At 66.1% G+C, this 3537-nt stretch carries 3 protein-coding genes and 2 pseudogenes; 4 read left to right on the top strand and 1 reads right to left on the bottom strand.

Going from position 1 to position 3537, the window contains the following annotated elements; all coding sequences use genetic code 11:
- A pseudogene (locus WA805_RS15105) lies at positions 1-212 on the top strand (epoxide hydrolase); the annotation flags it as partial.
- Positions 213-445: 233 nt separating this feature from the next.
- Here WA805_RS15105 and WA805_RS15100 read toward each other — a convergent pair.
- A complete protein-coding gene (locus WA805_RS15100) occupies positions 446-1690 on the bottom strand; it encodes an acyl-CoA dehydrogenase family protein (RefSeq protein WP_425242631.1) in 1245 nt (414 codons plus the stop codon).
- Positions 1691-1900: 210 nt separating this feature from the next.
- Here WA805_RS15100 and WA805_RS15095 point away from each other — a divergent pair, with 210 nt between their 5' ends.
- From WA805_RS15095 to WA805_RS15085, 3 genes and pseudogenes are all read left to right on the top strand, one after another.
- The gene (locus WA805_RS15095) at positions 1901-2083 is read left to right on the top strand and encodes a hypothetical protein (protein WP_422277347.1); all 183 of its coding nucleotides are present in this window, start codon (positions 1901-1903) and stop codon (positions 2081-2083) included.
- Positions 2084-2372: 289 nt separating this feature from the next.
- Positions 2373-2558, top strand: a pseudogene (locus WA805_RS15090) (hypothetical protein); the annotation flags it as partial.
- A 240-nt stretch (positions 2559-2798) separates the two neighbouring features.
- The coding region (locus tag WA805_RS15085; RefSeq protein ID WP_425242632.1) for a DUF559 domain-containing protein at positions 2799-3537 on the top strand (739 nt) is incomplete at its 3' end.

Below are 3537 nucleotides of genomic sequence, written 5' to 3'. Positions count from 1 at the left end.
GCACTTTCGCCGGCCCGAAGCTGACGCTTCCGGTCGCGGTGACCGTCTTCCCGAGGGACATCCCACGCCTGCCACGAAGCTGGATCGAAGACACCTACAGCAATCTGATCCACTACGGCGAGGCCGGCAAGGGCGGGCACTTCGCGGCCCTGGAACAGCCCGAGATCCTGGTCAGCGAAATCCGCACCGGCCTGCGCACCCTCCGTTCCTGACGCCAACGCGCAAGCTCAGGAACGCACGCGTATCATCGCGCAGTGGCCACCGGATGCGCCGCGGGACGCGGTGAGCACGTTCTGCCTCGAGCACGCCACCTCCGCGGAAGACCCTCTACGCGATCCGGCGACGGCGCTCGAGGAGGGGCAGGCCACGGCTCTTGAGCCGCACAGCCGACGGCCCCGGCCGAGCCCGAACCAGATCACCGAGGACATCAAGAAGCAGGTCAGCGCTACCGGACGTCCAATCCGGTCACGGCACGCCCGATCAGCATCCGCTGAATTTCGCTCGTTCCCTCAAAAATCGTGAAGATCTTGGCGTCGCGGTGCCAGCGCTCGACCGGGTACTCGCGGGTGTAGCCGTTGCCGCCGAGGATCTGGATCGCCTGCTCCGTCACGCGGACCGCGGTCTCCCCCGCCACTAGCTTGGACATCGAGCCCTCGGCGTGCTGGAACGGCTTGCCCTGGCGGGCCATCCAGGCCGCGCGCCAGGTGAGCAGCCGTGCCGCGTCGACCGCCGCCTGCATGTCGGCGAGCTGAAAGGCGACCCCCTGGTTCTGCCCGATCGGCCTGCCGAACTGGGTCCGCTCCCTGGAGTACTCCGCCGCGAACTCCACCGCCGCGCGGGCGACGCCGACGGCCATCGCCGCGACCGACGGCCGGGACGCCTCGAACGTCTTCATCGCCGCTTGCTCGCCACCGGGCTGGCCCTCCCGGACCCGGGCCAGTCTTTCCTCGAGCCTTTCCCTGGTACCCACCAGACAACGTCCCGGGACGCGGACGTCGTCCAAAACCACCTCGGCGGTATGCGACGCCCGGATGCCGTGCTTACGAAACTTCTGCCCCATGGAAAGGCCCGGCGTGCCCGGCGGCACGATGAAACTGGCCTGCCCCCGTGAGCCCAGTTCCGGATCAACGGACGCCACCACCACGTGCACATTGGCAATGCCGCCGTTGGTGGCCCAGGTCTTCACGCCGTTGATGACCCACTCGTCGGCGGCCTCGTCGTAGACGGCCCTGGTCCGGATCGCGGCCACGTCGCTGCCTGCGCCGGGCTCCGAGGAACAGAATGCCCCGAGTTTCACGTCGGACGCGTCCCCGAACATCTGCGGGCACCACTCGCCGATCTGCTCAGGCGTCCCGGTAGCCGTGACCGACACGGCGGCGAGAGTACTTCCGACAAGGGACAATCCGATGCCCGCATCCCCCCAGAACAGCTCCTCGTACGCCACCGGGATGCCAAGCCCGGATTCCTCGAAGAACTGCGTCGCGAAGAAGTCGAGCGAATACAGCCCGATCTTGGCCGCCTCCTGCAGGATCGGCCACGGGGTCTGCTCCCGCTCGTCCCAGTCGGCAGCCGCGGGCCGGATCACCGACGCCGCGAATTCGTGCACCCAGTCGCGCATCTCGCGCAGGTCCCGGCTGAGCTCCAGCGAGAACGCCGGCTTAACATCTGTCACGTTACTGGACGGTAACATAAATGTCTCCGCCGCGGAAGTGACTCCACGAGTCAATTCGAAGAAATTTGTCCGAACGTATGGTGGCGTCTCCCACTCCCACCTGCGACTACGCCGGCATTCCCGCTACATCACTAGTTAATGATCTTCGTACATCGCTAGTAAAGAAGCAGTTAATCGGCCTGCCGCATCCTCATATCAAAGGGGATAACACGGAGTGGGGAGATCGAAATGAACAGCAGCATGTACCACCAGATCGCCAAGACCACCGTCGCCGACCGGCTGCTGGCAGCCGAGCACGCCAGGACCGTGCGCGCCGCCCGCCCGGCGCGGCAGCGCCGCCTGCCCGTCAGCCTGCGGGGCCTGATCGTCACCCGCCGCGTCCGCGCGCTGGCCCGCCTCCGGACGGCATAGCCGGCCGAAACGTGACCTGGCTCACGCGGCGAGCCTGGCTCGCTTAGGTAAAATCCGCCGTTCCGGCGGGCGGCAATTAGTCCGCCCGCCGGAACGGTCTTTCTTTGCCCTAATCCTGGCATGGACCTTAGGCCCGGAATTCGCGGACCGGCGCCGCCGCACGCCCGGAACCGCCTTCGGCTAGCGCCGTCCCCGCCCCCGTCTCCCCGCTTCCCGGCGACTTAGGGACAGAAAGTCACACTCTTCTTGCTGTTATCATCAATTTGGCGTAATTTTCTGCCCCTAAGTCGTGGGGCGGTCCCTAGTGGCGCGGCAGCAGCGGTCGAGGGATGATTGTTTCGTGACTGATAGTGATTTTTCGGATGCGTTGCGCAAGATAGATATAGGGACTACGGCTCGGTGGCGGGCAGCCGGGCTTTCGGCGCGGCAGCTGCACTCCCTTACCGTGTCGGGCCATCTGGTCAAGATACGCCGCGGGGTCTACGCAACCAGCAACGTCATGGCCCGGGCTGAGACCGACCCCGGCTTACGGCATGCTCTTTACGTCGTCGCGGTCACGGACACCAGGACCGGCAAAGGAGTAGCCAGCCACCACTCCGCGGCCCAGCTGCTGGGGCTGAACCTCCTGAACCCACAGTCACCGGGAACCGTGATGCTCACCGTTCCGCCCGGAACGCGCGTTAGCTACTACGCCAGGACCGGGGTCGTCTGCCACATGGCGGAGCTGCCGAGCGAGCACCTGACCACGCTGTACGGCGTACCTGCGACCACGGCGGCGCGCACCGTTGTTGATATCGCACGGACGGCCAGTTTCATGGAAGGCGTCGTAGTGACCGACTCGGCGCTGTATGAGCGGCATACGTCGAAGACGGAGCTACGCCGGGTGCTTCTGCGATGTGATCGGTGGCCCGGGATTTCGCGATCGCGGCGGGTGGTTGAGTTCGCGACCGGCCTGGCCGAATCGGTGCTCGAGTCGTGTGCGCGGGTCGTTTTCCGTGAGCAGGGGTTGCCGGCCCCGGAGCTTCAGGTGCACATCTCTGGCCGCGATCGCACCGTGATCGCACGGGTTGATTTCTTCTGGCGCCGATACAACGTGATTGCCGAATCCGACGGGCTGCTCAAGTACGACGGCGGCGAAAGGGCTATCGCCGAACTTAAGAGGGACCGCCTGCTGCGCGAGGAGGGGTACGAGGTCGTCCACTTCACCTGGCAGGAGCTGTTCAGCGATCCGGTCCGCGTGGCCGGACGGATCCGGGCGGCGTTCGAGCGGGCCAGCCGTCTCAGCCGGCGGGGGTTACGGTTCGCGGGTGGCGCGGTAGGCCGCGACGGTTTGCATCTTGTGCCAGCGGGCGTACTGCTCGATCGCGGCCTGGTCGCGGGATTCCAGCAGGTCGATGAGGTGGGCGTGCTCGGTGATGGCGGGTTTGAAGCGTTCGGGCAGGTACGCGAACATC

The sequence above is a fragment of the Trebonia sp. genome, assembly GCF_049794275.1.
GTDB lineage: Bacteria > Actinomycetota > Actinomycetes > Streptosporangiales > Streptosporangiaceae > Trebonia.
Note: the sequence above shows the minus strand (reverse complement) of the source record. Positions and strands in the feature narration are given on the sequence as shown.

Bases quoted from the DNA above. Each gene is read 5' to 3' on its own strand.
- WA805_RS15100 (WP_425242631.1), bottom strand. From the start codon at position 1,690: ATGTTACCGTCCAGTAACGTGACAGATGTTAAGCCGGCGTTCTCGCTG.
- WA805_RS15095 (WP_422277347.1), top strand. From the start codon at position 1,901: ATGAACAGCAGCATGTACCACCAGATCGCCAAGACCACCGTCGCCGAC.